The organism is Flammeovirga pectinis (assembly GCF_003970675.1).
In the GTDB taxonomy this organism is placed as follows: domain Bacteria; phylum Bacteroidota; class Bacteroidia; order Cytophagales; family Flammeovirgaceae; genus Flammeovirga; species Flammeovirga pectinis.
The window spans coordinates 2,348,492-2,372,247 of the sequence record NZ_CP034562.1 but is presented as its reverse complement, the minus strand read 5'-3'; the positions used below and the strand labels follow the sequence as shown (position 1 = coordinate 2,372,247).

The following is a 23,756-nucleotide window of genomic DNA, read 5'->3' as shown; positions in this document are numbered from 1 at the left end:
TGATAATTACTCCTTTACATTTGCCCAAACAAAATGTGAAATCTCCGAAGTATGTCTTCTCGTACACAAACCAAATTTATTTTTGTCACTGGTGGGGTTACCTCATCATTGGGCAAGGGAATTATTTCAGCTTCCTTAGGTAAACTATTACAAGGAAGAGGCTATTCAGTTACTATTCAGAAGTTCGATCCATATTTAAATATAGATCCAGGAACAATGAATCCATATGAGCACGGCGAATGCTATGTTACAGATGATGGCGCAGAAACTGATTTAGATTTAGGGCACTATGAACGTTTCCTAAATGTACCAACATCTCAATCTAATAATGTAACTACAGGTAGAGTTTACAACAATGTAATTACAAAAGAACGTGAAGGTGCTTATTTAGGTAAAACTGTTCAAGTTGTACCTCATATTACAGACGAAATTAAAAGAAATTTTTACAAAGTTGCTGAGAACGGTGAATACGATATCGTAATTACTGAAATCGGTGGTTGTGTAGGAGATATTGAAGCGTTACCTTTTATTGAGGCTGTTCGTCAGACTCGTTTAGAATTAGGCTCTTCAAGATCAATGGTAATTCATTTAACATTAGTTCCTTATTTAAGAGCTGCTGGTGAATTAAAAACAAAACCTACTCAACACTCTGTAAAGCAATTACTAGAAGCTGGTGTTCAACCAAATATTCTAGTATGCCGTACGGAACACCATATTCCAATGGAAATGCGTCGTAAGATAGCATTGTTCTGTAATGTAGATTTAAATGCAGTTATTGAATCATGTGATGCATCAACAATTTATGATGTGCCATTATTGATGCAAAAAGAAAAACTTGATGAAATCGTACTGATGAAATTAAGTTTACCTGCATACCAAGATCCAGATTTATCAAATTGGCTTAATTTTCTCCAAAAGTTGAAAAACCCACAAGGAGAAGTAAGAATTGGCTTAGTTGGTAAATATATTGAACTTCCTGATGCTTATAAATCTATCGTAGAAGGATTTATCCATGCTGGAGCTGTTAACGAAGTGAAAGTAAAATTAGAGTACATTAAAGCAGAAGATCTAGATAATAGGGAAGAGGCTGTACGTAAAGTTACTGAACTTGACGGTGTACTTGTTGCTCCTGGTTTTGGAGAAAGAGGAATAGAAGGTAAAATAAATACGTGTAGTGTAGCTAGAGAGCATAAAATTCCATTCTTTGGTATTTGCTTAGGTATGCAATCTGCTGTTATTGCGTTTGGTCGTGATATGGTAGGTCTTACAGGTGCTAACTCTTCGGAAATGGATAAAGAAATTACATATCCTGTAATTGATTTAATGGAAGATCAAAAGAATCTATCTCAGATGGGAGGTACTATGCGTTTAGGTGCATATCCTTGTGAGCTGAAAGAAGGTTCTAAAGCAATTTCTGCTTATGGTACACCAAAAATTTCTGAAAGACATAGACATAGATATGAGTTTAATAACAAATATCTAGAGAAATATGAAGCTGCAGGTATGATAGCAACAGGTATTAACCCTGCTTCTGGATTAGTTGAAATTGTAGAGATTCCTGATCATCCTTATTATGTAGGTGCACAATTCCACCCAGAATATAAGAGTACAGTTGAGAATCCTCATCCTTTATTTGTTTCCTTTGTGAAAGCAGTTAAGGATTTGAAAAATAGTAAAGGTGAAGTAGTTACAGCGTAACAACATTATCATATAAAAAAAGCCCTTGTGTAACTAACAGCAAGGGCTTTCTTTTTTACATTATTTTATTACCTTTTTGGTTATATATATCTTGAAATAATGTAAATTTGCAAGCATTTTAACGAATTCTGACTTTTTAGGGTCAATTCTGTAAAATCAAAGAAATACTAAGAATTATAAAAATGGATAAAAATCAGACAACAGGATTTTTGTTATTATCAGCATTACTAATTGGGTACATGTTTTTCTTTCAGCCAGATGAGCCGATAGAAACAACAAATACACAAACAACAGAAGTAGTTGATAATACACAACAATCTACTAACACAGCAATCACGCAACCGAAAGCAGTAATCGAAGGAGATTCTGTATTAATGCAAAAATATGGTGTTTTCGGAACGCTAATGGGTGGCGAAAGTAAAGAGGTTGTTTTAGAAAACGATAAAGTTAAAGTAACGCTTAACGCTAAAGGTGGTAACGTTAAATCTGTATTGTTAAAAACATATCAGACATACGATAAGAAGCCTTTATATCTAGTAGATGAAAATTCTTACAAGGTAAACGAGACAATACCAACTCAATATGGTGCAATTGATCTTAATGCTTTACATTATACAACTCAAGTTACAGGTAATACTGTAGAGATGATCGCTTCTGATAAAAACGGAAGTGAATTATTAAGAAGAGTTTATACTTTAGAAGACAATAGCTATGTAGTAGATTATAACTTGAAATTTACGGGTGCAAAACCATTTATTCAAGGACAAGCAATTACATACATTTGGAAAGATGATATGAAATCTGTTGAGAAGGATATGAAAACTTCTCGTCAAAAAACTACAATTAATTACTTTACGAAGAAAGGAGACTTTGATTACCTGTCAATGACTTCTACTTCTAAAGAGGAAGAAGCAATTTCTGCTCCTTTAACATGGGTTTCTGCTAAACAGAAATTCTTTAATGTAGCTTTAATTACAGATCAGCAATTTAATGCTGCAAATTTAGTTATTGATTATGTTGAAGATAATGAGTCTATTGTAAAAACAGCAGACATCACTTTACAAATTCCAATCAATACTTTAGAAGCAGCAAATTTAAGATACTACTTTGGACCAAACGATTATAGAGTTTGTGAACAAGTTGTAGAAGGTTTTGAAGATAATGTATATTTAGGATGGTCTTGGACTACTCCTTTAAGTAAGTACATATTTATTCCAATATTTGAGTTCTTAGAAGGGTATGGTTTAAACTATGGTTTAATCATCTTCATTATGGTGGTATTAGTAAAATCTTTACTTTATCCACTTACTTTTAACTCGTATAAATCTATGGCTAAGATGCGTTTGCTGAAGCCTGAAATGGATGAATTAAAAGCGAAATACGGAGAAGACCAAGTAAAAATACAATCAGAAACAATGAGCCTTTACCGAAAGGTAGGTGCAAATCCATTGAGTGGTTGTATTCCAATGTTGGCACAAATGCCTTTCTTTGTTGCATTATATAACTTCTTCCCGAATGCTTTACAACTAAGAGGGCAATCGTTTTTATGGGCAGATGATTTATCTACATACGACTCGGTTTTAAATTTACCATTTACAATTCCTGCTTATGGTGATCACGTATCATTATTTACATTATTGTGGGCAGTATCTATGGTAGGATATACTTACTTCCAAAACCAATCTCAAGTTCAAACGAACCCACAGATGAAGTATGTTTCTTATTTATCTCCGGTATTCTTCTTGTTCTTCTTTAACAGTATGGCAGCAGGTTTAACGTATTACTATTTCGTTTCTAACTGTATTACAATTGTTCAACAAATCATGTCTAAGAAATTTGTCAACGAAGACAAGATCCGTCAGATCATGGACGAGAACAAAAAGAAAAATGCGAATAAGAAAGCAGGTGGATTTGCAGCACGTTTAGACGATGCAATGAAAGCGAAGCAAAAAGATCAAATAGAGCAGAAGAAAAAAGGTGGTAAAAAATAAGTACCTCTTCTGTTTTTAAGATATAGTGAAAAGGCATTTGTCCGTTATGGATAAATGCCTTTTTCCGTATATTTTATTATAAATTACAGTAGAAATAGCTCTATAAAAAAAGAAACACCTATAATAAATAGGTGTTTCTAAACAACATTATCGTCAAATGAATAGAGTGTGTATATAAAATTCTTTTAAGTCTTTTATAGTCTACATTATAAAGACAATTTATTAATCTTAGTGGACAAAAAAAAGTCAATTATTTTTTAAAAAAATATTAAATGAGTGGAATTTATCTTCATGTGCCTTTCTGTAAACAAGCCTGTCACTATTGTGATTTTCATTTTAGCACTTCTTTAAATACTAAGAATGAGGTGATTAAAGCGATGACGCTTGAACTTGAGTTACAGAAAGAGTATTTAAAAACTCCAGTAGAAACAATTTATTTTGGTGGAGGAACTCCTTCAATTTTATCATATAAAGAATTAGAATTACTGTTAAATAAAGTTTATCAGCAAAATAATATAAGTTCTGGTAGTGTTGAAGTAACATTAGAAGCGAACCCTGATGACCTATCAAAAGAAAAACTTCAAGAATTAAAGAAACTAGGTGTAAATAGATTAAGTATAGGTTTACAATCATTTCATGAGCCTCATCTTAAATTAATGAATAGAGCCCATAATGCTAAAGAGAGTTTAGAATGTGTGAAATTGGCTCAAGATAACGGCTTTGATAATATTACAATAGATCTTATTTATGGTATCCCCGCAACGTCTCATGAGATATGGCATAAAGATTTACAGACAGCTATAGATTTAGATGTACCTCACATTTCTTCCTATTGCTTAACTGTAGAACCAAAAACGGCTCTAGGTCATTGGACAAAAACAGGGAAGTTTACACCTGCAGATGATGAGTTTGGAGCAATTCAATTTGAACATCTTGTAAAAACATTAAAAACGGAAGGCTACGAACATTACGAAATTTCAAATTTTGCAAAACCTGGTCATTACTCTCAACATAATAGTGCGTATTGGCAGGGTAGACAGTATTTAGGAATTGGTCCGGGGGCACATTCTTTTGACGGTTTACAAACAAGACAATACAATGTGTCTAATAATCCAAAATATGCAAAGTCTTTAATAGAGAAGAATATTTTGCCTTGCGAAGTTGAAAACCTCACTAAAGAAGATGGTATAAATGAATACCTATTAACTACTTTGAGAACGAGTTGGGGATGCAACTTAAATCATCTGCGTGATGTTTATGGTTTTGACATACGTAAAGAAAAAGGTAAAGAGTTGGAAGAAATGGATAAGAATGGTTGGATAACTTGGAATGGAGACCTTTTGATTCTTTCAGAAAAAGGGAAGCTTTTTGCAGATCAAATATCAAGCGACCTATTTGTGTAGGCATGAATAGTTAATTTGGTTGAATAATACTAGACGTTCGTTGAATAGATTTACTTAATTCATTTTAATCTACTTCCTTTGTAATAACTTAATTTATTAATCAATTTATATTCATCAATGAAAAAGATAATTATCTTTCTCTTATTTTTTGTTATCGGATTAAACACTTGGGCACAACGTCCTTCTAGTAAAGAAGGAAGACCTTCAGGACAACGACCAAAAATAGGTACAGTAACAGGTAAAGTAATCGACGCAGATACAAAACAACCCTTAGAGTTTGTAACTGTTGCATTGTATTCAATGCGTGATTCTAGTTTTATTACAGGTGCATCAACAGATACTCAGGGTAGATTTAAAATTACTGAAGTTCCTGCTGGTAAAATGTTTGCCAAGGTTACTTTTATAGGTTTTGAAGAAAATAATTCTCCTCCGTTTGCAATTAAGCCTGATAAAAGAGAACAATTTTTGGGTAATCTAATATTATCACCATCTGCTAAAAGTCTTGATGAGGTTACAGTTACCGCAGAACGAGATGCAATGGAAATAGGTATAGATAGAAAGACATTTAATATAGGGCAAGATCTTACAACTGTAGGGGGGTCTATGACGGATGCTTTAAAAAATATACCTTCTATAGATGTAGATTCTGAAGGTACACTAAGCTTAAGAGGAAGTAGTAATGTTACTATTTTTATTGACGGTAAACCTTCTAACTTAACTAGCTCATCTGATGCTGATATTTTAGATCAGATTCCAGCAAGTTCAATTGAGCGTGTTGAAGTGATAACTAACCCATCTGCTAAATATGATCCAGAAGGAACAAGCGGTATTATTAATATTGTATTAAAGAAAGATAGAAAAGGTGGTGTTAATGGTAATGCATCTGTTACAGTGGGTAACAATAACAAATACAACGCATCTGTTGGTGTCAATGCAAGAATTAGTAAAGTAAATGTTTTTGCAAATTATTCAGGTCGTTATCAAGACCGTTATGCTGATAAAACACAGACGCAGAATAATTTTAATGAGCAAGGAGATTTTACAGATTACAATCAACAGTTTACACATAGAGAAGACAATAGACAATCTCATATGCTAAAAACTGGTTTTGATTTTGATATCAATGACTATAATAATATCTACTTTTCTGCTCTTTTTAATACAGGAGAGAGAAAGAAAGATGAAAACTTAGACATACATTATTTATTACCTGATAATTCACAAATTGAACGAATCAACAGAATAAATAAAACGACAAGTGACGATAAAAATCAGGAATATAATTTTGGCTACAGAAAAACATTTGTAAACCCTAAGCAAACTCTTGATGTATCTGGACAATACTCAGATGGATCAAGAACAACTGATGGTAACTACAATGAATATGAGTATGTGAATGGTATTCTTGGAACATCTCCTATTTTAGAACAAAGAAACACGAACCCAACAAATAGTAAAATATACCTTGGCCAGATAGATTATGTTCAGCCTTTAGGAGAAAATGGAACATTAGAAACAGGTTGGAAAACTACAGGAAGAGATATCCAATCAGATTTTTATTCTGAAAGCTTGGCAGGAAATGGTAATTGGACTCCAGATGATTCTTTAAATAACAATTTTAATTACCAAGAACAGATTCATGCTTTTTATGTTATGTACCGTCATGAGTTTGGTAAATGGGGTATTCAAGGAGGTTTAAGAGCAGAACAGGCATATACAACTTCTCATTTAGAAGATAATGCAGTTACAGAAGAGCAGAAAGTAGAAAATAACTATTTTGCTTTATATCCAACACTTCATATTGCTTATAAATTCCAAGAAGCTAGAGAGTTATCTGTTGGATATAGTAGAAGAGTGAATAGACCAAGAGGAAGAATGTTAAACCCTTTTCCAGATTATGCAAATCCTCAATCATTAAGACAAGGTAACCCTTATCTAAAACCTGAATTTATTGATGCTATAGAAGCGACATATCAGCATGGTTGGGATAAAGTAACGCTAACAGGTTCTTTGTATTATAGATATACGCATGATGCAATGCAGAGAGTACAAAGTGCTAGACCAGACGGTGTAATGGTAATGACTTGGGATAACGTAGAGAGCAGTCAGAGTTATGGAGCAGAAGCAATTGCTTCTTATAATATGACAGATTGGTGGAAATTTTCTGGTAGTGCTAATGTTTATAATCTATTAATTTCTGGCTCATCTGGTGATCTAGATTTATCGAATCAAGCATGGGCAATGACAGGTAAATTAACTTCGTCAACAAATCTTACAAAAACACTTTCTCTGCAAGTTTCGGGTAGATTAAGTTCTCAAAGAGCGACAGCTCAAGGGTATATTGCTCCAATGGGAGGTGTAGATGTTGCGGTTTCTCAAAAATTATTTAATGGAAAAGGTACACTGCAAGCAAGAGTTACAGATGTATTTAATACCTATAAATTTAATGTTTACAGTGAAGGAATAGGTTTTAATTCTGATATGACCTACGATTGGGAATCTAGAGTTGGTTACCTTACCTTTTCTTATCGTTTTGGTAAATCGGGTAAAAAGCCAAAGAGAAAAGGAAAAAGTAGTGGAGGATCTTCTGGAGGAGGAATTGATATGATGGAATAAAACTTTATGAAGCCTTGATAGATGATTTAAATTATTTATCAAGGTTTTTTTATGAAGTAGTAAATTCTCTCTATATATCTGTGTAAATTTATAAATACCTACTTTGTTCCAAAATCAAAATATTGAACTCTAATGAAACTAATCAATTATATTACCTTATTTATAGCAGTGTCATTATTCGTTATTTCTTGTTCTCCTAAAGAGCAAAGTAATATGCAGGATGATAAGAAACTCACACTTGTAGCATCAAGTTCAAATCAGTGGACGGGTATAGCAGTAAGTAAAAAGAATAGGGTTTTTGTCAATTTCCCAAAGTGGTCTGATAGTGTACCGACTTCAGTTGCTGAAATTATAGATGGGGAGATAGTACCTTATCCATCAGAAATGTGGAACAAGGAAGGTGGAGTAACCTCATTTAGGTCTGTACAAAGTGTTGTTTGTGATGGTAGAAGTAGATTGTATGTATTAGATACCAATAACCCTCAATTTAAAGGAGTTTTAGAGGGTGGTCCTGTTTTATATGAGTTTGATTTAAGTACTGATCAGTTAATTCGATCTTATTCTTTTACTAAAGCAGTTTACCACAGAAACTCTTATTTTAATGATGTTAGGATTGATATCAATAGAGAAAAAGCATTTATTACAGATTCTGGAGAAGGTGGAATAATTGTATTGGACTTAGCAACTGGAGAGGCAAAAAGGTTTCTTGACGGAGACAAAAGTGTTCAGCCAGAAAATGATCATTTGATATGTAATGGTATAAAGTGGGAAAATAAAATTGCTTCAGATGGGATAGCTTTATCTCCAGATAATAACTATTTGTATTATACAGCATTGTCTAGTCATACATTATACCGTATAAAAACTGCTATTCTTTTAGAAACTGATGCCAGTTCTGCTGATATAGCAAACGAAATAGAAAAAGTAGCTACGATTCCTGCTACCGATGGGATGTTATTTGACCGTAAGGGAAATTTATGGATGGGTGGATTAGAAGGTAATATGATTAATGTTTGGACTGTTGATAATGAAATGGTTCACCTTATTAAAGATGAAAGAGTGAAATGGGCAGATTCGTTTGCCAAGAACATTGATAGAGAAATCTATTTTACAACTTCTCAGATCTATCTACCAGAAGATAAAAGAGGGAAATATGAAATTTATAAATTATCTATGGATGCATTATCAAATCGTTAATTTATTGAAAGTAGATGAATTCTTTTTTTATGAGAAGTTACGGTTTCTTAAATGAGTAATTACTTTTATTTATATAGTTATATATCGTGTGGGTTAATAGTGTAAATGTAGTCTATAACATTACGTACCATATTATAAGCAGAATAATATTTTGTATATTCATTAAGCTGTTTCTCCAAAGTGTAAATGATGAAAGATATCCCCCATGAACAAAGAACTATTAAATTTTTACAAAAATTCCTCCTTAGGAATTGCTGTATACAAACGTATTGATGAGTATAAATTTGAATTTGTGTATTATAATAAAGCCGGACAAGAAATGGATGGCGTGGTAGGTATAAATTATAACGGAAAGCTAATTGATGAGGTATTCCCAAATATTAAAAACTTTGGGTTATTAGATTTATTGGAAGAAGTTTATCATACTGGAGCTACAAAAGAATTACCATTATCAGGCTATACTGTAAATAACCATTTAAAATTATACAGAAAGAATAGAGTTCAAAAACTCGAAGATGACTTAGTTGTAAGTGTATATTCTGATGAATCTAAGACGCAAGAATATATCAATAGAATAGAAAAAGAAAACCATATATTAAACAAGGCTTTAGATTATACATCACATGATTTGAGAGGTAATTTATCTACCTCTTTAGGAGTGCTTGAATTGTTTGAAACAATTGAAGTACAGCCAGATGAGAAAGAATATTTATTGCATGTAATGAAAGAAAACTTAGAGAAAATCGATAACAATATACATCGGCTTGTCAGGATGTTATATAAAGCAATCTCTGATAAAGAAGAAAATTTGTCAGCATAAAAAAAAGGATGTCTCCATCACCAAAGTGAAAAGACATCCTTTTATATATTTTATAGCATTGATGCTTACATCATACCTGGCATACCACCACCCATTGGAGGCATAGCAGGAGCAGCAGCAGCACCTTCTTCTTTCTCATTAGAAACTACACAATCTGTAGTTAATAATAAAGAAGCAACAGAAGCAGCATGCTCTAAAGCTAAACGAGTTACTTTTGTAGGGTCAATAACACCTGCAGCAACTAAATCTTGATATTCTTCTGTACGTGCATTAAATCCGAAAGCACCTTCGCCTTCTAAAATTTTATTTACAATTACAGATGCTTCAAGTCCAGCATTCTCTAAGATAGTTCTTAAAGGAGATTGGATAGCAGTTCTGATAATTTGAACACCAATTGCTTCATCTTCATGAGCAGTTTCAACCTGACCTAAGATAGCAGAAGCACGCAATAAAGCAGTACCACCACCAACAATAATACCTTCTTCTACTGCAGCTCTTGTAGCAGATAAAGCATCATCAACACGGTCTTTCTTCTCTTTCATTTCAGTTTCAGTAGCAGCACCAATGTAGATAATAGCTACACCACCTGCTAACTTCGCTAAACGCTCTTGAAGTTTTTCTTTATCGTAATCTGAAGTAGTGTTCTCCATTTGTACACGGATTTCAGCAACACGGTTAGCAACAGCTTCAGAAGAACCAGCACCATTAACAACAACAGTGTTGTCTTTATCGATGATCATTTTCTCTGCAGTACCTAACATGTCGATTGTTGCATCTTCTAGTTTCATACCAGTCTCGTCAGAGATTACAGTACCACCAGTCAATACAGCGATGTCTTGCAACATTGCTTTTCTACGGTCACCAAAACCTGGAGCTTTAACAGCTGCAACTTTTAATGCACCACGAATTTTGTTTACAACTAAAGTAGCTAAAGCTTCAGAGTCTACATCTTCTGCAATAATTACTAAAGGTTTACCAGTTTGAGCAACAGCTTCCAATACAGGAAGAAGTTCTTTCATAGTAGAAACCTTCTTGTCGTAGATTAAGATAAATGGAGTTTCCATGTCAGCTTCCATTTTCTCTGTGTTTGTCACAAAGTATGGAGACAAGTAACCACGGTCAAATTGCATACCTTCAACAGTTTTAACTTCTGTTTCAGTACCTTTAGCCTCTTCAACAGTAATTACACCATCTTTACCAACTTTTTCCATCGCTTCTGCGATCATTGTTCCGATCTCAGCATCGTTATTTGCAGAGATAGTAGCAATTTGCTCAACTTCTTTGTTTGTTTCAACAGTTTTAGAAGTCGATTTTAACTCAGCAACGATTGCTTTAACAGCTTTATCGATACCACGTTTTAAATCCATTGGGTTAGCACCTGCAGCTACATTTTTAATACCCGTAGTGAAGATTGCTTGTGTTAATACAGTAGCAGTAGTTGTACCATCACCTGCTTCATCAGCAGTTTTAGAAGCAACTTCTTTTACTAATTGAGCACCCATATTTTGTAATGGATCTGCTAATTCGATTTCTTTCGCTACAGATACACCATCTTTAGTAACGTGAGGTGAACCAAATGATTTTTCAAGAATAACATTACGACCTTTTGGTCCTAAAGTAACTTTTACTGCGTTTGCTAAAGCATCAACACCTTTTTTTAAACCATCGAGTGCCTCAGCATCGAAATGAAGATTTTTTGCCATTTTTATATGTATTTTTTTATTTCTTATTCTAAATTTATATTGACTTTACGTCAGTTGGTGTGTTAGACAATCGCTAGGATGTCAGACTCACGCATCATTAAATAATCTGTACCATCAACATTAAGTTCAGTACCAGAATATTTACCATAAATTACCGTGTCTCCAACTTTTACAGTTAACGGCTCATCTTTTGTTCCTGTTCCAATTGCTACTACTTTACCTTTTTGAGGCTTTTCTTTCGCATTGTCTGGAATAAATAATCCTGAAGCTGTTTGTGATTCTGCTGCTGCTGGCTCAATTAGAACTCTGTCTGCTAGTGGTCTAATGTTAACTTGTGACATATTAATAATCTATTTTTATTTTTTTGAATTATGCTTAACAAAGTGTTCGATCAAATTTGATCTTACCTACGAATATTTAACATGAAATGTGCCAATTCTAATCCTCACTCAATTTGTCATAATTAAGGTGACAAATTGTCAAAAAAGGAATTTACTGACATACTCAATACTTCTTCTATAGTATTAATTTACAACACTATATTTCTAGCGAATAGCTTTAAAAGGGGCTATTTGTAATTTTGTCAGTGAGTTTTATACTATTGCATAGTGTTATATGACTAGTTAATGTAGTTCGCGGCTTATTTACAGTCATTTAACCTTATTTATTTGCTATCAATCGAATGGATTAAAACAAAATCAGGCTAGTAGTTAGATTTGTGAAGTTGAAATTAGAATCTGATAAAAGAAATTATTATTGCGATTGGAAAAGTAGAGAAATTGTATTTAGTTATTATTTGATATTGACTACTCTTAAAAATTTAGGAGTAGTCTTTTTTTTATGTGATGATTGTTACATTGTATTATAAATCAATTGATGTAATTGCAGCATAATTTAGAATAACTTCAAGAAATGCAAAAGAAGAGTTTTATTACACCCTGGCTTTTCAAGTATAAAAAAAAGTATTTAGGTAGCGATATATCTGCAGGTTTAACTGTGGGGATAATGCTAATACCCCAAGGTATAGCATATGCAAGCGTTGCAGGTATGCCTGCTGTGTATGGTTTATATGCAGCAATGATTCCTCAGTTTACCTATGCTTTATTGGGTACTTCAAGACAAGTTTCTGTTGGTCCTGTAGCCATTGATTCTATGTTAATTGCAGCAGCTGTATCATCTATAGCTTCTTCTGGAGAAGAAAATTATGTATCAGCAGCATTAACATTAACCTTTTTAATAGGTATACTTCAATTGTTATTTGGTATTATCCGTTTAGGTTTTCTCGTTAACTTTATGAGTAAACCTGTAATTAGTGGTTTTACTTCTGCAGCAGCTTTTGTGATTGGAATAGATCAGCTTAAAAATATATTTGGTGTTTCAATAGCGCAAGGAGGGTCTACAATAGAAAATTTATGGATGACAATAACACAATACAATTATTTTAATTGGATTGCTATAATTTTAGGTATTGTAGGTATTCTCCTCATTAGGCTAACAAAGAAGATAAGTGCAAAAATACCTGGCTCTTTAATAGCTGTTATAACGGGTTTAGCTTTTGTGTATTTTTTCTCTCCTAATATTGCCATACTTGGAGAAATACCTAGTGGGTTGCCTTCTTTTAAAGTTCCAGATTTATCCGTTGGTTTAATTACTTCCATGTTTCCATCTGCCCTTGCCATTTCTTTAATAGGATATATGGAGTCTATTTCAGTGAGTAAAGCATTACAGAATAAACATAAAGGCGAATACCAAATAGATAACAACCAAGAGTTTATAGCTTTAGGTTTAGGGGATGTTGTGAGTTCATTATTTGGTGGATTCCATGGCACAGGTGGCTTTAGTAGGTCTGCAGTAAACAACCAAGCAGGAGCAAAAACTAATTTAGCAAATGTAATTAGTGGTTTACTTTTAGGCTTAGCTTTATTGTTTTTGATGCCTATTTTTAAGTTCCTTCCTAAAACAATAATAGCATCTATAATTTTAGTAGCAGTTTATGGTTTAATTGATACTGATTACCCAAAGTTATTATGGAAAACTAAGCGAGAAGATTTTTATATGCTTGCCTTTACATTTCTCCTTACTTTATTTGTTGGTATTCAGATTGGAATTATTTCAGGAATGATTTTGTCGATTATACTGTTGATACGAAGAACTGCAACGCCACATATTGCCGTTCTAGAAAAACTAGAAGGGTGTAATGAATATAGAAATAAAGACCGATTTACGGATATAGAAGCACGTGATGATATATTAATAATTCGTCAGGATGCTCAGTTGTACTTTGCAAATAGCACCTATTTCTATGATAGGGTAATGGATGAAGCAAAGCAAAAAGGGAAAGGACTTAAACTATTAGTTTTGCATTTTGGAAGTGTATCAAATATAGATTCAACGGCATTAGCAAGTTTAGAAGATGTGATTTTAGAGTTAAAACAACAAGGAGTGAAGACTTATTTTTCTGATATGATTGGTCCTGTAAGAGATTTCTTATCAAAAGTAGGATTAATCAAAAATTTAGGAAAAGACCATTTCTTCTTAGATGTACAGTCTGCAATAGATTTCTTTGATCAGAAAGGAAATGATCAAGAAATAAAAATTAACTTTGAGCGAGCGATTCAATCCAACGAATTTAAAGAAAGAAACATATAACATACTTAATTATCTCAATAGGTAATTCCATAAACATATAACATTATGAAAATTGAACAAATTTATACAGGTTGTTTAGCACAAGGTGCTTACTATATTGAATCTAATGGGGAAGCTGCAATTGTAGATCCATTAAGAGAAACTAAACCTTATCTTGATAAAGCAGCAAAGGAAGGTGCTAAAATCAAATATATTTTTGAAACACATTTCCATGCAGATTTTGTGTCAGGTCATGTTTCTTTAGCAGAAGAAACAGGAGCTACAATTGTTTTTGGTCCTACTGCTCAAACTACTTACGAAGCACATATTGCTGAAGATGGTGAGGTATTCTCTATAGGAAATATCAAAATTAAAGTATTACATACACCAGGACATACTACGGAGTCTTCTACTTTTTTAGTAACGGATGAAAAAGGGAAAGATGTAGCCATATTCTCAGGAGATACTTTATTTATTGGTGATGTGGGAAGACCAGATTTGGCAGTTAAATCAGACCTTTCTAGAGAAGATCTTGCAGGGTTATTATTTGATTCTTTAAGAAATAAGATAATGTCTTTAGCAGACGATGTAATTGTTTACCCTGCTCATGGTGCAGGCTCTGCATGTGGGAAAAACATGAGTAAAGAAACGTCAGATACTTTAGGAAATCAGAAAGCAACAAATTATGCATTAAGAGCAGATATGAAGAGAGACGAATTTATTAAGGAAGTGACAACTGGACTAACAGCTCCTCCTCAATATTTCCCTCAGAATGTAAAAATGAATAAGGAAGGTTACGAAAATATAGATTCAATTTTAGAGAGAGGTAATGTCGGGTTAAGTCCAGCTTTATTCGAAGAGGTTGTAAATGCGGAAGGTGCATTAATGTTAGATACACGTTCTCCTCAAGTTTTTAAAGATGGGTTTATTCCAAACTCTATTAATATTGGTGTTAAAGGAGGGTTTGCTCCTTGGGTTGGTGCTCTAATTTTAGACTTAAAGCAACCTATAGTAATTATCGCAGATGAAGGAGCAGAGGAAGAAGTAATTACTCGTTTATCAAGAGTTGGTTATGATAATACTTTAGGGTTCTTAGAAGGAGGGATTACTGCTTGGGCAGCTGCAGGTAAAGAAGTAGATAGTATTGAATCTATTACTGCAGAAGAACTTAAAGATAGATTGACGTCAGCTATTTCTGTAATTGATGCTAGAAAAACATCAGAATTTGCTTCGGAACACATCGATAGTAAAAATGTTGTAAACAAACCACTTGATGTGATTAACGACGAGTGGAATGATTTAGACAAGGAGGCTACTTATTACATACATTGTGCAGGTGGTTACCGATCTATGATTGCATCTTCAATTTTAAAATCAAGAGGTTTTGAACATATAATTGATGTGAAAGGTGGTTTTAAAGCAATAAAAGAGGCAGGTGTAGATGTAACAGCATTTGTTTGCCCTTCTACATTGTAGAATTATTTTCACAAAAAAAGGTCTGATAAAGTAATGCACTCTATCAGACCTTTTTTGATTTGTAACTTTATAGTTTATAAGTCATCCCGATTTTACCATAAAGGTTAAAAAGGTTTGGATCAACAATTTCATATCCTTGAGGGAATATTCCACTAAAGCCCCAAGAAATTTGAGTATCAACTGTGAAGTGATCTCCTATCTCTTTTTGAATGCCAAATTGCGTTCCCCAATCAAAGTTTACTAAGTCGTTACTATAATCGTAGGGAGTATCTTTTCCTACTTGATATTCTCCTGAACTATCTTTAATTGTGCTACCAGTAAAAACAGTACCATCAAAACTTCCATCAACCATGTAGGCAAAATATAAACCAGCCACTACATAAAGACCGTTATCTTTTTTACTGATATTTGTCTTAAATTGAATAGGAATTTCAATATAATTTAGGTTAATGTTAGTAGCCACTTCTCCAGTAACAGATGCTAAAGTATTTGAAATAAAGAAATTTTGATCTACAACGTGAGCAGTAGTAGAATTTCCTTTTCTTGTATACAATAACTCAAAATGAATAGAAGAACGTTCTTTCTTTAATTTGTATTCTCCAACTAAACCAAAAGAAGGGTTAAAGCCTGTATTCCAACTAAACCTATCGGGCATATTTTGAAAATACATTGGTACTGAAGCTCCTAAATTAAAGCCTAATCTACCACCAAATCTAAATCTACTTGGAGCTTCTTCTTGAGCAAATAACGGAGATGTAAAAAAAGCTGTACAAAATAGTACAGCTAAAATTTTTGAAATTTTCATATACTTATTAGTAGCTAATAGAAAGTTGATCTACATACATTAGACTTCCAATAGAACCTCTAAAGTAATCTCCAGCACTACTAGATGCAAAAACTATAATAACATGTGTAGGTGTTTCGTCTGCATTTGCCCAACCTGTTTCTTCTGGTCTTAATTTAAATCCAGCGCCTGCGTTTGGAATTTCACCGTAAGTTACATCAAGAGTTTTTTGTGTCCAATCTGAGATTGTTTCACTGCTTTGTAAAGCTGCTGTACCAATTCTTTTAATGTCATCACCACTACGTTTCTGAAGATACATGTATACTAAACAAGAATCTATACCTGTAATATCAGTTCCTGTAACTCCAGTAAATTGTTGGTAGTTATCACCAGGAGTATATTTATAACTGAATGATAAAGATGTAGGACGTTTATCAAAAGGTACGCCTAATTGAGCACTTTTTGCAGGGTCAGAAAGGTCTAACTTAAAAGCTCCAGTATAAAATGTTGACGATGCTATACCTGTAATACCAATTGCTTTTGTTTCTAATTTTGCAGCACTTCCACTAATAACATCATCTTTTTCTTCGTAAACATTTACTACAGAAAGAAATGATGTACCCGGATTTGAAGTTTCCCATCCAGTCGGAGTGCCATAAGTATCAGAGTTTGTACCGTAATCTGTATTCTCCCATTTATCTAAAGATAAGTTATCTTCAAATGCGGCATCTCCAATTTCTGGTAGAATGGCAGGGTCTCCATTATCATCAGAAGAAGAACATGAAAAGAATAAAGTTGTAGACAGCCCTAGAGCTAATAATGCGTTAATGCGTTGCATGTTGTTTATTTTATTGAAGAGACTTTTTACAAATATATTATTAATTATTTATCTAATGCAATTTTTATTCTTTTTACAGATTCCTTTAAAATCGACCTTGCACAGGCAATATTCATTCTCATAAATCCTTGTCCGGCTAAACCAAACATTTCTCCATCTTGAATACCCACTTTAGCTTTTTTATGAAAAAATTCTTTTAATATTTTATTATTGTTTGAAATCTTTCTACAGTCTAACCAGAGTAAATAAGTAGCGTTTGTTTTCATTACAGTGATGGGAGAGTCAGAAAGTTCTTCAATAATATAATTGATATTACCTTCAAAATATTTCTTCACTTCTTGGTACCAATTTTCTCCGTTGTTATAAGCAGCTATTTGAGACGTTGTAGCTACAATGCCCCCGAAATCTAAATGAAGATGTTTTACTTTAGCTAGATATTTTCTTTGTAATTCTTTATTCTTAAAGATAAGATAGGCACAATTTAAACCTGCTAAATTGAATGTTTTGGAAGGAGCCATACAAGTTACGACTCTCTTTTTTCCAATTTCTGAAAGACTAGCTAAAGGTATGTGTATAGCATCAAAAAGTACTAGATCTGCATGGATTTCGTCTGAAATAATATTAACATCATATTGATCACATAATAGAAGTAATTTCTGAAGTTCTTCTTTATTCCAAACTCTACCAGAAGGATTTTGAGGGTTACAGAATACAATTAATTTTAATCCATTAATCATTTCATTTTCTAACGTCTCGAAATCGATGTAATAGTAATTGTTCTGATTAATTAGAGGTATATCAACTAATTCTCTACCCGTACCAATTATGTTATCTTTAAAAGGGCCATATACTGGAGAAAAAATGGTAACTTTTTCATTGATATTGGTAAGTGCTTCAACTAAAAAACCAATTGCAGGAACAATTCCTGGTGTAAAAGTGAATTCATGTTGTTTAATCTCCCAGTTGTGTCTCTTTTTAATCCAATCTATTGCTGCCTTCCAAAATAAATTTCCTTGTAATGTGTAACCGTATATTGGATGTTGCATTCTTTCTACAAGTGCTGCAGTAATTTCAGGAGCTGTAGGTAAATCCATATCAGCAACCCAGAGCGGGATAATATCTTCTGTACCAAATAGGACTTTTCGTAAGCCATATTTAACAGAATCTGTCTGTAATCTATCTATTGGTTTGTCAAAGTTATAGTTCATTATAATAAAATGGTTTTAGTCAAAAAAAGAGACTACTAAATTTAGTAGTCTCTTCATCAATTAAATAATATAAACTGTATTATTATTTATTTTTCGAAAGAAGAAATAAAATTAATATCGAAACCGTCACCTGTTTTAGATTGATCATCAACTATTTTGATCCATTGAATTTTATCTCCAACTTCAATTCCGTTGATATTAGATAGTGTAAATTCATTATTAGCAATATGAGCATCGCCAATTTTGATCCAATCATTATTTTCAAAACCTTGCGTATAGAAACGATCGGTAGAAACTTTTACATAAACAGATGCTAACTCGTTGTAAGCAGTTGTTGCATCAGCTTGTGATTCATAATTAGCTAATTTACCCCAAGTTGTTTCTACTACTTGAATTGTAGTTTTATCAGAAACTGTTAAAGCAGCAGGGAAACGTAATAAAGCATAGCCATCATTTTTACCTAGTGAAGTAAATTTAGCCGCATTTTTTCTGTAATCAGCTAAATCTGCATTTGCAGAATTTCTTCTCGATTCTTTTGAGATATTGAAATTATCTTCACTTAAATCTAAAGAAGGGTAGTTTTGAATAGAAACACCAGGACGGTAAAGTTTCATTTCTGCATATTGGTGTGCATCGTTGTAACCTCTATACCATTCGCCAAAATATTCACCATCAATTTCTTTAGAGCTTAATGCGTTGTCAACGTCATTAATACTATTTTTATCAAAAGATTGCGTAGAAGCAAGGTCACCATTTGCATGTTTGAAATTGCTTCCATCTAATTTAATTGTTGGTGTAGCGATAACATCACCACTGAAAGAATAAATTTTAAACTTTGTCTGTCCGTTTGCAGAAACAATAAAATGATTGTCTCCAACTAATGCAGCACCAGTTACCTTTTTCTGTCCATTTAATTTGAATAAAAGCTTACTTTGCACATGAGGTTTGCCATTTTTTGTGCCTATTTTAACAAGCATTGCTTTACCTTTTTGGTGTCTTGTGAAAGAAACAAGGTGTTCTGCTTCAAACCCATCTGTTTCAGAAGAGTTTTGAGTGAAAAGTATATCTCCACCAGCAAATTTAGGTCTTGTAGATTTAAGATCATCTTCATTGAAGTATTCTTCTTCAATATCAACAAGATTTTCTTCTTCATCAGAAGTTACAATATCTAAATCACCAGTTATACTGCGGTATTTTGTTTTAGCAAGAATAGAACCTTCAGAAGCGCCCCAACCTCCAACAGGAGTAGCAATTTCTAAGAATTTTTTACCAGCTATGAATAGTTTGTCATCCATATCAAAATCAACCTGAGTAATTCTTGGTTTTCCTTGTACTAGGTAACCAACAAGTTGGCCAGCATTATCTGTGTCAATACCAACTAATGTAATTTTCCCGCTGCCATTACCAACAACTACAACCCATCTTTTATCAGGAGAAACAGCAATATGGCTATGTCCTTTGATAGACGCGATTTTAGTTAGGTTTGCATCACCAGATAAACCTTGGAAATCATAGTCGATTTCATAAATATTTGCGATTCCAGATTTATTATCGCAAAGAAAAGTTTTTTGGCTAAATGGCATTCTAATGTTAGAAGCCTCTTCTTCTGTAGGAGCTAGTGCGCTTTCTTGCACTTGATTACTACAAGAAAAGCCAATGAAAATTAGTAAGGCATACGACACCTTTTTAAATAGCTTGTTCATAATAATTTTTTTTGAGTAGAAACAATGAGAGTTGTACAGTTTAAATTTATATTATTAATTGATTGGTAGGCATAAATTAAAATACTTCTTTTACTAGAATGTAAATTAATAGTTCTTACCTCATAATATAAAAGTGGTAAAGTAAAGGGTTGTACTGTAAAATAAAGTTTTATTTAGTTTTCATTTTTATTTAACAGATACATCCATTAACATTTATTCAAATGTAAATTATTATTTATTTAATTACTAATCTTTCTATATTTACATGATATTCTATTCATCCAAATCAAAATTACTTAATGGTTACAAGACTTTATATTCCCTGGAAACGACTGTTTAAAGATTTATGGTTCTCTGTATTAATCATTACTATTTATATGTTGTTTTTGTCAATTTTAGATGATGAACACATGTTAAGTAACCTTAGTTTACCTCTAGGGATTATTACAGTTCCAGGTACGGCAATTTCATTATTATTGGCTTTTAGAACGAATTCATCTTACCAAAGATGGTGGGAAGCAAGAATGGTTTGGGGAGCTATAGTAAACGATTCAAGAAGTTGGGTTAGACAATTGATGACATTTTCTTCTAGTGATCCTAAAGCGAGGGTAATGATTGTAGAAATGGCTTCTCGTCAATGTGCTTGGTGTTATTCTTTAACAAGACATTTAAGAAGGCAAGACCCAACTAGAGATATATCTAACCTTATTAATAAAACGGAGCTTTCTGCATTACAAAAAAGTAAAAACGTGCCGAATGCATTGTTATATTCTAATGCTAAAATGCTGAAACAAATGCATAAATTAGATTATATTGATAGCTATCAGTTAGTACAATTAGATCAAACTCTTACTAATTTAACAGACTCAATGGGTAAATGTGAACGTATTAAGAATACTGTTTTCCCGAGTATGTACACTTTATTATTAGAGATATTAATTTATTTATTTATTTTCTCTGTTCCTTATGGTTTAGTAGAAACAAATGGATTGGTTTTATTAGTTACAAGTTTAACGTTAGCCATGGCATTTCTAGTAATAGAAAGAATTGCTACTTATCTACAAGACCCATTTGAAAATACATCTTCTGATACTCCAATGTTAACGTTGTCTAGAACTATTGAGATTAATATTAAAGATGAATTAGGTAACATAACGTTACCAGAACCTTTAAAGCCTGTGAGACCACATGTAATAATGTAGTGCTCTCTTTAAGCAACATAGATAAGAGTATCTCGTATATAGCTTTAGATTAAAATAAAGTTAACTTTACTGTTAATATTAAAAATAGAATTCGATAAAAATGAACTTAGAACAACTTTCAGAAGATTGCATGACAATTGCTATTGAAGCAGGACATGCAATTTTAGAAATTTATAAACAAGATGATCTTGGCGTAGAAATTAAGTCAGATGATTCTCCACTTACTTTAGCTGATAAAGCTTCTCATGAGGTTATTATGAAAGGTTTATTAGAATTTGATTATCCAATCCTTTCCGAAGAAGGCAAAGAAATGTCTTATGATGAGCGTAAAGATTGGACAACTTATTGGTGTGTAGATCCTTTAGATGGTACAAAGGAATTTATTAATAGAAATGGAGAGTTTACTGTTAATATAGCTTTGATTTCTGATGGAAAGCCAGTTCTAGGAGTTATTTATGTACCTGTTAAAGATACAATCTACATTGGAGTAGATGGTGTTGGTGCAAAAAAAGGAGAAGATGGTATTCTTGATCCAATAAAAGTGAAATGGAGAGACGATAATAGAATCGCTGTTCGTTCTAAATCTCATGCAAACCCAGCAGAAGAAGAAATTTTAGAAAAATACAATGTTACAGATGCAATGTCTGTAGGTAGTTCTTTAAAATTCTGTATGGTAGCAGAAGGTAAAGCTGATGTTTACTATCGCCATGGTCCAACTATGGAGTGGGACACAGCAGCAGGTCAAGCTGTGGTTGAAGCTGCAGGAGGAACTGTTTATAAAGGAAATACGGAAGATGAATTATTTAAATACAATAAAGAAAACTTACTAAATGGAAGTTTCTTAGTATTGGGTAAATAATTTTATTTTCACAATAAAAAAACGGATGACTTAATTTCTTAGGTCATCCGTTTTTTTGTGTATTTTTCAAATCTTGAATTCTAATTAGTATTAGAAAGCTTCTGTCATATTAAAATAGACTAGGTTTTGTTTTGATAAAGGATCACGTCCTAAATCAATTCTAAAGTTCATTCTTGGTTGTACTTGTACACGTAAACCTGCTCCAAAGTTTGGTAACAGTCCTCCTGGATGGAATAAATCTGGTCCTACCATACCTGCACCACCCCAAACTGCATAACCTAATTTAGAAATCAATTTTGATTTTGAATTAAACATTGATCTAAATTCAGCCATTGCAAATGCAGATGTTTTATCTCTGTATTGTCCTAAGTAATATCCCCTTAAATCGAATGGGGAACCAATTAATGACATATCTGTAAAAGGTACATCGCCATAAGAAGATCTAATTTTACCAGTCCATGCGAGTACTTTTCTTTTACCTAAAAAGGGTAGAAGTTTATATTGTCTATACTCAGCAGATAAAAATCCCCACTTTGTATCACTACCCATCCATTGATCATAATACCTGGCAGTAATGTCAAAATAAATTCCTCTCCATGCATTTGCTGGAATATCTCTAGTATCATAAGAAATTTCAAAGCCTATACCTATATTCTGTATATTCATTCCTGCATCAGTACCACCTTGTTCAATATATGTTGGGTCTGAAGCTACTCCAGCGGAGATTTCAGATAAATTTCTGTTTGTGTAATCGAAAGAGGGACCTACAAAAAAGTCGGAGTCTTTTAAACGAAAAAGTACAGAACCAAAAATGGCAATAGAATTCTGAAAATACTGTGTTGTGGAATCACTTCTTTCCATACTCTGGTTATTAAGGAACCCAACACCATAATAATTATCATAATTATTTCTGTATTGAACTTGACCAAAGTATCTAATTCTATCATGATTAAAGAATAGTTGTGGTTTAGCAATTAAGTTAAAACCACCAGAACTTAACCAAGCACCTGCAATTGGTACAACAGATCGTTTAAGTTCTTTATCATCTTTATCCATTCTAAATGTAAACAACATACTCATACCAATTAAGAAGCCATAATCTGGAGTATATCCAGGGCCACCTAGTATGCTAAAGCGTAAATTTTTTCTTGGTTTTCCAGATTTTGTAGTATCAGCATCAATTAAACTTTCTACTATTGTTGAGTCTGACGAAGCTACATCTTGACCAAGAACATTAAATTGAATACAACACAGAAGTGTTACAATAAAGGTTTTTATGAAATGGGATTTCATTATTTTTTTGACAGAGTAAAATTATAAATTGCTAAGACTAGATAACAATTGCTGTAAGTACTTACTACAATATACAAGACTTTCTGATATAATATTGTAGAACTAAATTAAAAAATATAAGTACTTGATTCAATACAATCACAAATAGTATGAGTCAAATTTAATAATAGTAATTGAATAAACAGGTAATGGCGACTTTATTAATAAAATAATATGTAGACTATTATAGCTTTAGAATTGTATTTAACGTAAAAAGTCCCTCACAAGGTGAGAGACTTTTTAATTCCTTTAATAACCCAAAAACTATTTCTTATTGTTGTTTTCGTTTACTAATTAA

At 32.8% G+C, this 23,756-nt stretch carries 17 protein-coding genes; 10 read left to right on the top strand and 7 right to left on the bottom strand.

Translation table 11 applies throughout. From position 1 onward, the window contains the following. Positions 1-51 precede the first annotated feature (51 nt). The 6 genes from EI427_RS09450 (at position 52) to EI427_RS09425 (ending at position 9,725) form a co-directional block, all read left to right on the top strand. Complete coding sequence (locus EI427_RS09450) at positions 52-1,698, top strand: CTP synthase (RefSeq protein ID WP_126613974.1); 1,647 nt, start codon at positions 52-54, stop codon at positions 1,696-1,698. Positions 1,699-1,880: 182 nt separating this feature from the next. Beyond that, positions 1,881-3,689 carry a membrane protein insertase YidC gene (gene yidC, locus EI427_RS09445; protein ID WP_126613972.1) on the top strand — a complete coding sequence of 603 codons (1,809 nt, stop codon included), beginning with the start codon at positions 1,881-1,883 and terminating at the stop codon, positions 3,687-3,689. A 272-nt stretch (positions 3,690-3,961) separates the two neighbouring features. Beyond that, positions 3,962-5,092: a radical SAM family heme chaperone HemW gene (hemW, locus tag EI427_RS09440; protein ID WP_126613970.1), complete on the top strand. Its 1,131-nt coding sequence runs from the start codon at positions 3,962-3,964 to the stop codon at positions 5,090-5,092. 117 nt (positions 5,093-5,209) lie between these two features. Next, complete coding sequence (locus EI427_RS09435) at positions 5,210-7,708, top strand: TonB-dependent receptor domain-containing protein (RefSeq protein ID WP_126613968.1); 2,499 nt, start codon at positions 5,210-5,212, stop codon at positions 7,706-7,708. 132 nt (positions 7,709-7,840) lie between these two features. Then, positions 7,841-8,905, top strand: a complete 1,065-nt coding sequence (locus EI427_RS09430) for an SMP-30/gluconolactonase/LRE family protein (RefSeq protein ID WP_126613966.1) — start codon at positions 7,841-7,843, stop codon at positions 8,903-8,905. Between the two features lie 205 nt (positions 8,906-9,110). Further along, positions 9,111-9,725, top strand: coding sequence for a histidine kinase (locus EI427_RS09425; RefSeq protein WP_126613964.1), 615 nt, complete (start codon positions 9,111-9,113; stop codon positions 9,723-9,725). A 65-nt stretch (positions 9,726-9,790) separates the two neighbouring features. Here EI427_RS09425 and groL read toward each other — a convergent pair whose 3' ends face one another. Together groL and EI427_RS09415 are read right to left on the bottom strand one after the other, a co-directional pair. Next, positions 9,791-11,428, bottom strand: coding sequence for a chaperonin GroEL (gene groL, locus EI427_RS09420; RefSeq protein WP_126613962.1), 1,638 nt, complete (start codon positions 11,426-11,428; stop codon positions 9,791-9,793). 62 nt (positions 11,429-11,490) lie between these two features. Beyond that, positions 11,491-11,769, bottom strand: coding sequence for a co-chaperone GroES (locus EI427_RS09415; RefSeq protein WP_126613960.1), 279 nt, complete (start codon positions 11,767-11,769; stop codon positions 11,491-11,493). Between the two features lie 571 nt (positions 11,770-12,340). On the opposite strand from EI427_RS09415, the gene EI427_RS09410 reads away from it, so the two are divergent. Next, a complete protein-coding gene (locus tag EI427_RS09410; protein ID WP_126613958.1) occupies positions 12,341-14,077 on the top strand; it encodes a SulP family inorganic anion transporter in 1,737 nt (578 codons plus the stop codon). A 45-nt stretch (positions 14,078-14,122) separates the two neighbouring features. Beyond that, entirely contained in the window at positions 14,123-15,532 is a 1,410-nt protein-coding gene (locus tag EI427_RS09405; protein WP_126613956.1) for an MBL fold metallo-hydrolase, read from the top strand. 67 nt (positions 15,533-15,599) lie between these two features. On the opposite strand, the gene EI427_RS09400 is transcribed toward EI427_RS09405, so the two are convergent. From EI427_RS09400 to EI427_RS09385, 4 genes are all read right to left on the bottom strand, one after another. Beyond that, on the bottom strand, positions 15,600-16,337 hold the full coding sequence (locus tag EI427_RS09400) for a porin family protein (RefSeq protein WP_126613954.1): 738 nt from the start codon (positions 16,335-16,337) through the stop codon (positions 15,600-15,602). A gap of 7 nt (positions 16,338-16,344) precedes the next feature. Then, positions 16,345-17,154: a PCMD domain-containing protein gene (locus EI427_RS09395; protein ID WP_126613952.1), complete on the bottom strand. Its 810-nt coding sequence runs from the start codon at positions 17,152-17,154 to the stop codon at positions 16,345-16,347. A 44-nt stretch (positions 17,155-17,198) separates the two neighbouring features. Beyond that, positions 17,199-18,362 (bottom strand): MalY/PatB family protein, encoded by a 1,164-nt coding sequence (locus tag EI427_RS09390; protein WP_126613950.1) that lies wholly within the window; start codon positions 18,360-18,362, stop codon positions 17,199-17,201. A gap of 86 nt (positions 18,363-18,448) precedes the next feature. Next, positions 18,449-20,065: a lactonase family protein gene (locus EI427_RS09385; RefSeq protein ID WP_126613948.1), complete on the bottom strand. Its 1,617-nt coding sequence runs from the start codon at positions 20,063-20,065 to the stop codon at positions 18,449-18,451. Between the two features lie 299 nt (positions 20,066-20,364). On the opposite strand from EI427_RS09385, the gene EI427_RS09380 reads away from it, so the two are divergent. Continuing rightward, entirely contained in the window at positions 20,365-21,267 is a 903-nt protein-coding gene (locus EI427_RS09380; protein WP_126613946.1) for a bestrophin family protein, read from the top strand. 100 nt (positions 21,268-21,367) lie between these two features. Further along, positions 21,368-22,126, top strand: a complete 759-nt coding sequence (gene cysQ / locus EI427_RS09375; RefSeq protein ID WP_126613944.1) for a 3'(2'),5'-bisphosphate nucleotidase CysQ — start codon at positions 21,368-21,370, stop codon at positions 22,124-22,126. Between the two features lie 90 nt (positions 22,127-22,216). Here cysQ and EI427_RS09370 read toward each other — a convergent pair whose 3' ends face one another. Continuing rightward, the gene (locus EI427_RS09370) at positions 22,217-23,419 is read right to left on the bottom strand and encodes a BamA/TamA family outer membrane protein (RefSeq protein WP_126613942.1); all 1,203 of its coding nucleotides are present in this window, start codon (positions 23,417-23,419) and stop codon (positions 22,217-22,219) included. Between the last annotated feature and the right edge of the window lie 337 nt (positions 23,420-23,756).

What these genes read in the sequence shown, in the direction of transcription:
- EI427_RS09450 (WP_126613974.1), top strand. Translation starts at nt 52, where the DNA reads ATGTCTTCTCGTACACAAACCAAATTTATTTTTGTCACTGGTGGGGTT.
- yidC (WP_126613972.1), top strand. Translation starts at nt 1,881, where the DNA reads ATGGATAAAAATCAGACAACAGGATTTTTGTTATTATCAGCATTACTA.
- hemW (WP_126613970.1), top strand. Translation starts at nt 3,962, where the DNA reads ATGAGTGGAATTTATCTTCATGTGCCTTTCTGTAAACAAGCCTGTCAC.
- EI427_RS09435 (WP_126613968.1), top strand. Translation starts at nt 5,210, where the DNA reads ATGAAAAAGATAATTATCTTTCTCTTATTTTTTGTTATCGGATTAAAC.
- EI427_RS09430 (WP_126613966.1), top strand. Translation starts at nt 7,841, where the DNA reads ATGAAACTAATCAATTATATTACCTTATTTATAGCAGTGTCATTATTC.
- EI427_RS09425 (WP_126613964.1), top strand. Translation starts at nt 9,111, where the DNA reads ATGAACAAAGAACTATTAAATTTTTACAAAAATTCCTCCTTAGGAATT.
- groL (WP_126613962.1), bottom strand. Translation starts at nt 11,428, where the DNA reads ATGGCAAAAAATCTTCATTTCGATGCTGAGGCACTCGATGGTTTAAAA.
- EI427_RS09415 (WP_126613960.1), bottom strand. Translation starts at nt 11,769, where the DNA reads ATGTCACAAGTTAACATTAGACCACTAGCAGACAGAGTTCTAATTGAG.
- EI427_RS09410 (WP_126613958.1), top strand. Translation starts at nt 12,341, where the DNA reads ATGCAAAAGAAGAGTTTTATTACACCCTGGCTTTTCAAGTATAAAAAA.
- EI427_RS09405 (WP_126613956.1), top strand. Translation starts at nt 14,123, where the DNA reads ATGAAAATTGAACAAATTTATACAGGTTGTTTAGCACAAGGTGCTTAC.
- EI427_RS09400 (WP_126613954.1), bottom strand. Translation starts at nt 16,337, where the DNA reads ATGAAAATTTCAAAAATTTTAGCTGTACTATTTTGTACAGCTTTTTTT.
- EI427_RS09395 (WP_126613952.1), bottom strand. Translation starts at nt 17,154, where the DNA reads ATGCAACGCATTAACGCATTATTAGCTCTAGGGCTGTCTACAACTTTA.
- EI427_RS09390 (WP_126613950.1), bottom strand. Translation starts at nt 18,362, where the DNA reads ATGAACTATAACTTTGACAAACCAATAGATAGATTACAGACAGATTCT.
- EI427_RS09385 (WP_126613948.1), bottom strand. Translation starts at nt 20,065, where the DNA reads ATGAACAAGCTATTTAAAAAGGTGTCGTATGCCTTACTAATTTTCATT.
- EI427_RS09380 (WP_126613946.1), top strand. Translation starts at nt 20,365, where the DNA reads ATGGTTACAAGACTTTATATTCCCTGGAAACGACTGTTTAAAGATTTA.
- cysQ (WP_126613944.1), top strand. Translation starts at nt 21,368, where the DNA reads ATGAACTTAGAACAACTTTCAGAAGATTGCATGACAATTGCTATTGAA.
- EI427_RS09370 (WP_126613942.1), bottom strand. Translation starts at nt 23,419, where the DNA reads ATGAAATCCCATTTCATAAAAACCTTTATTGTAACACTTCTGTGTTGT.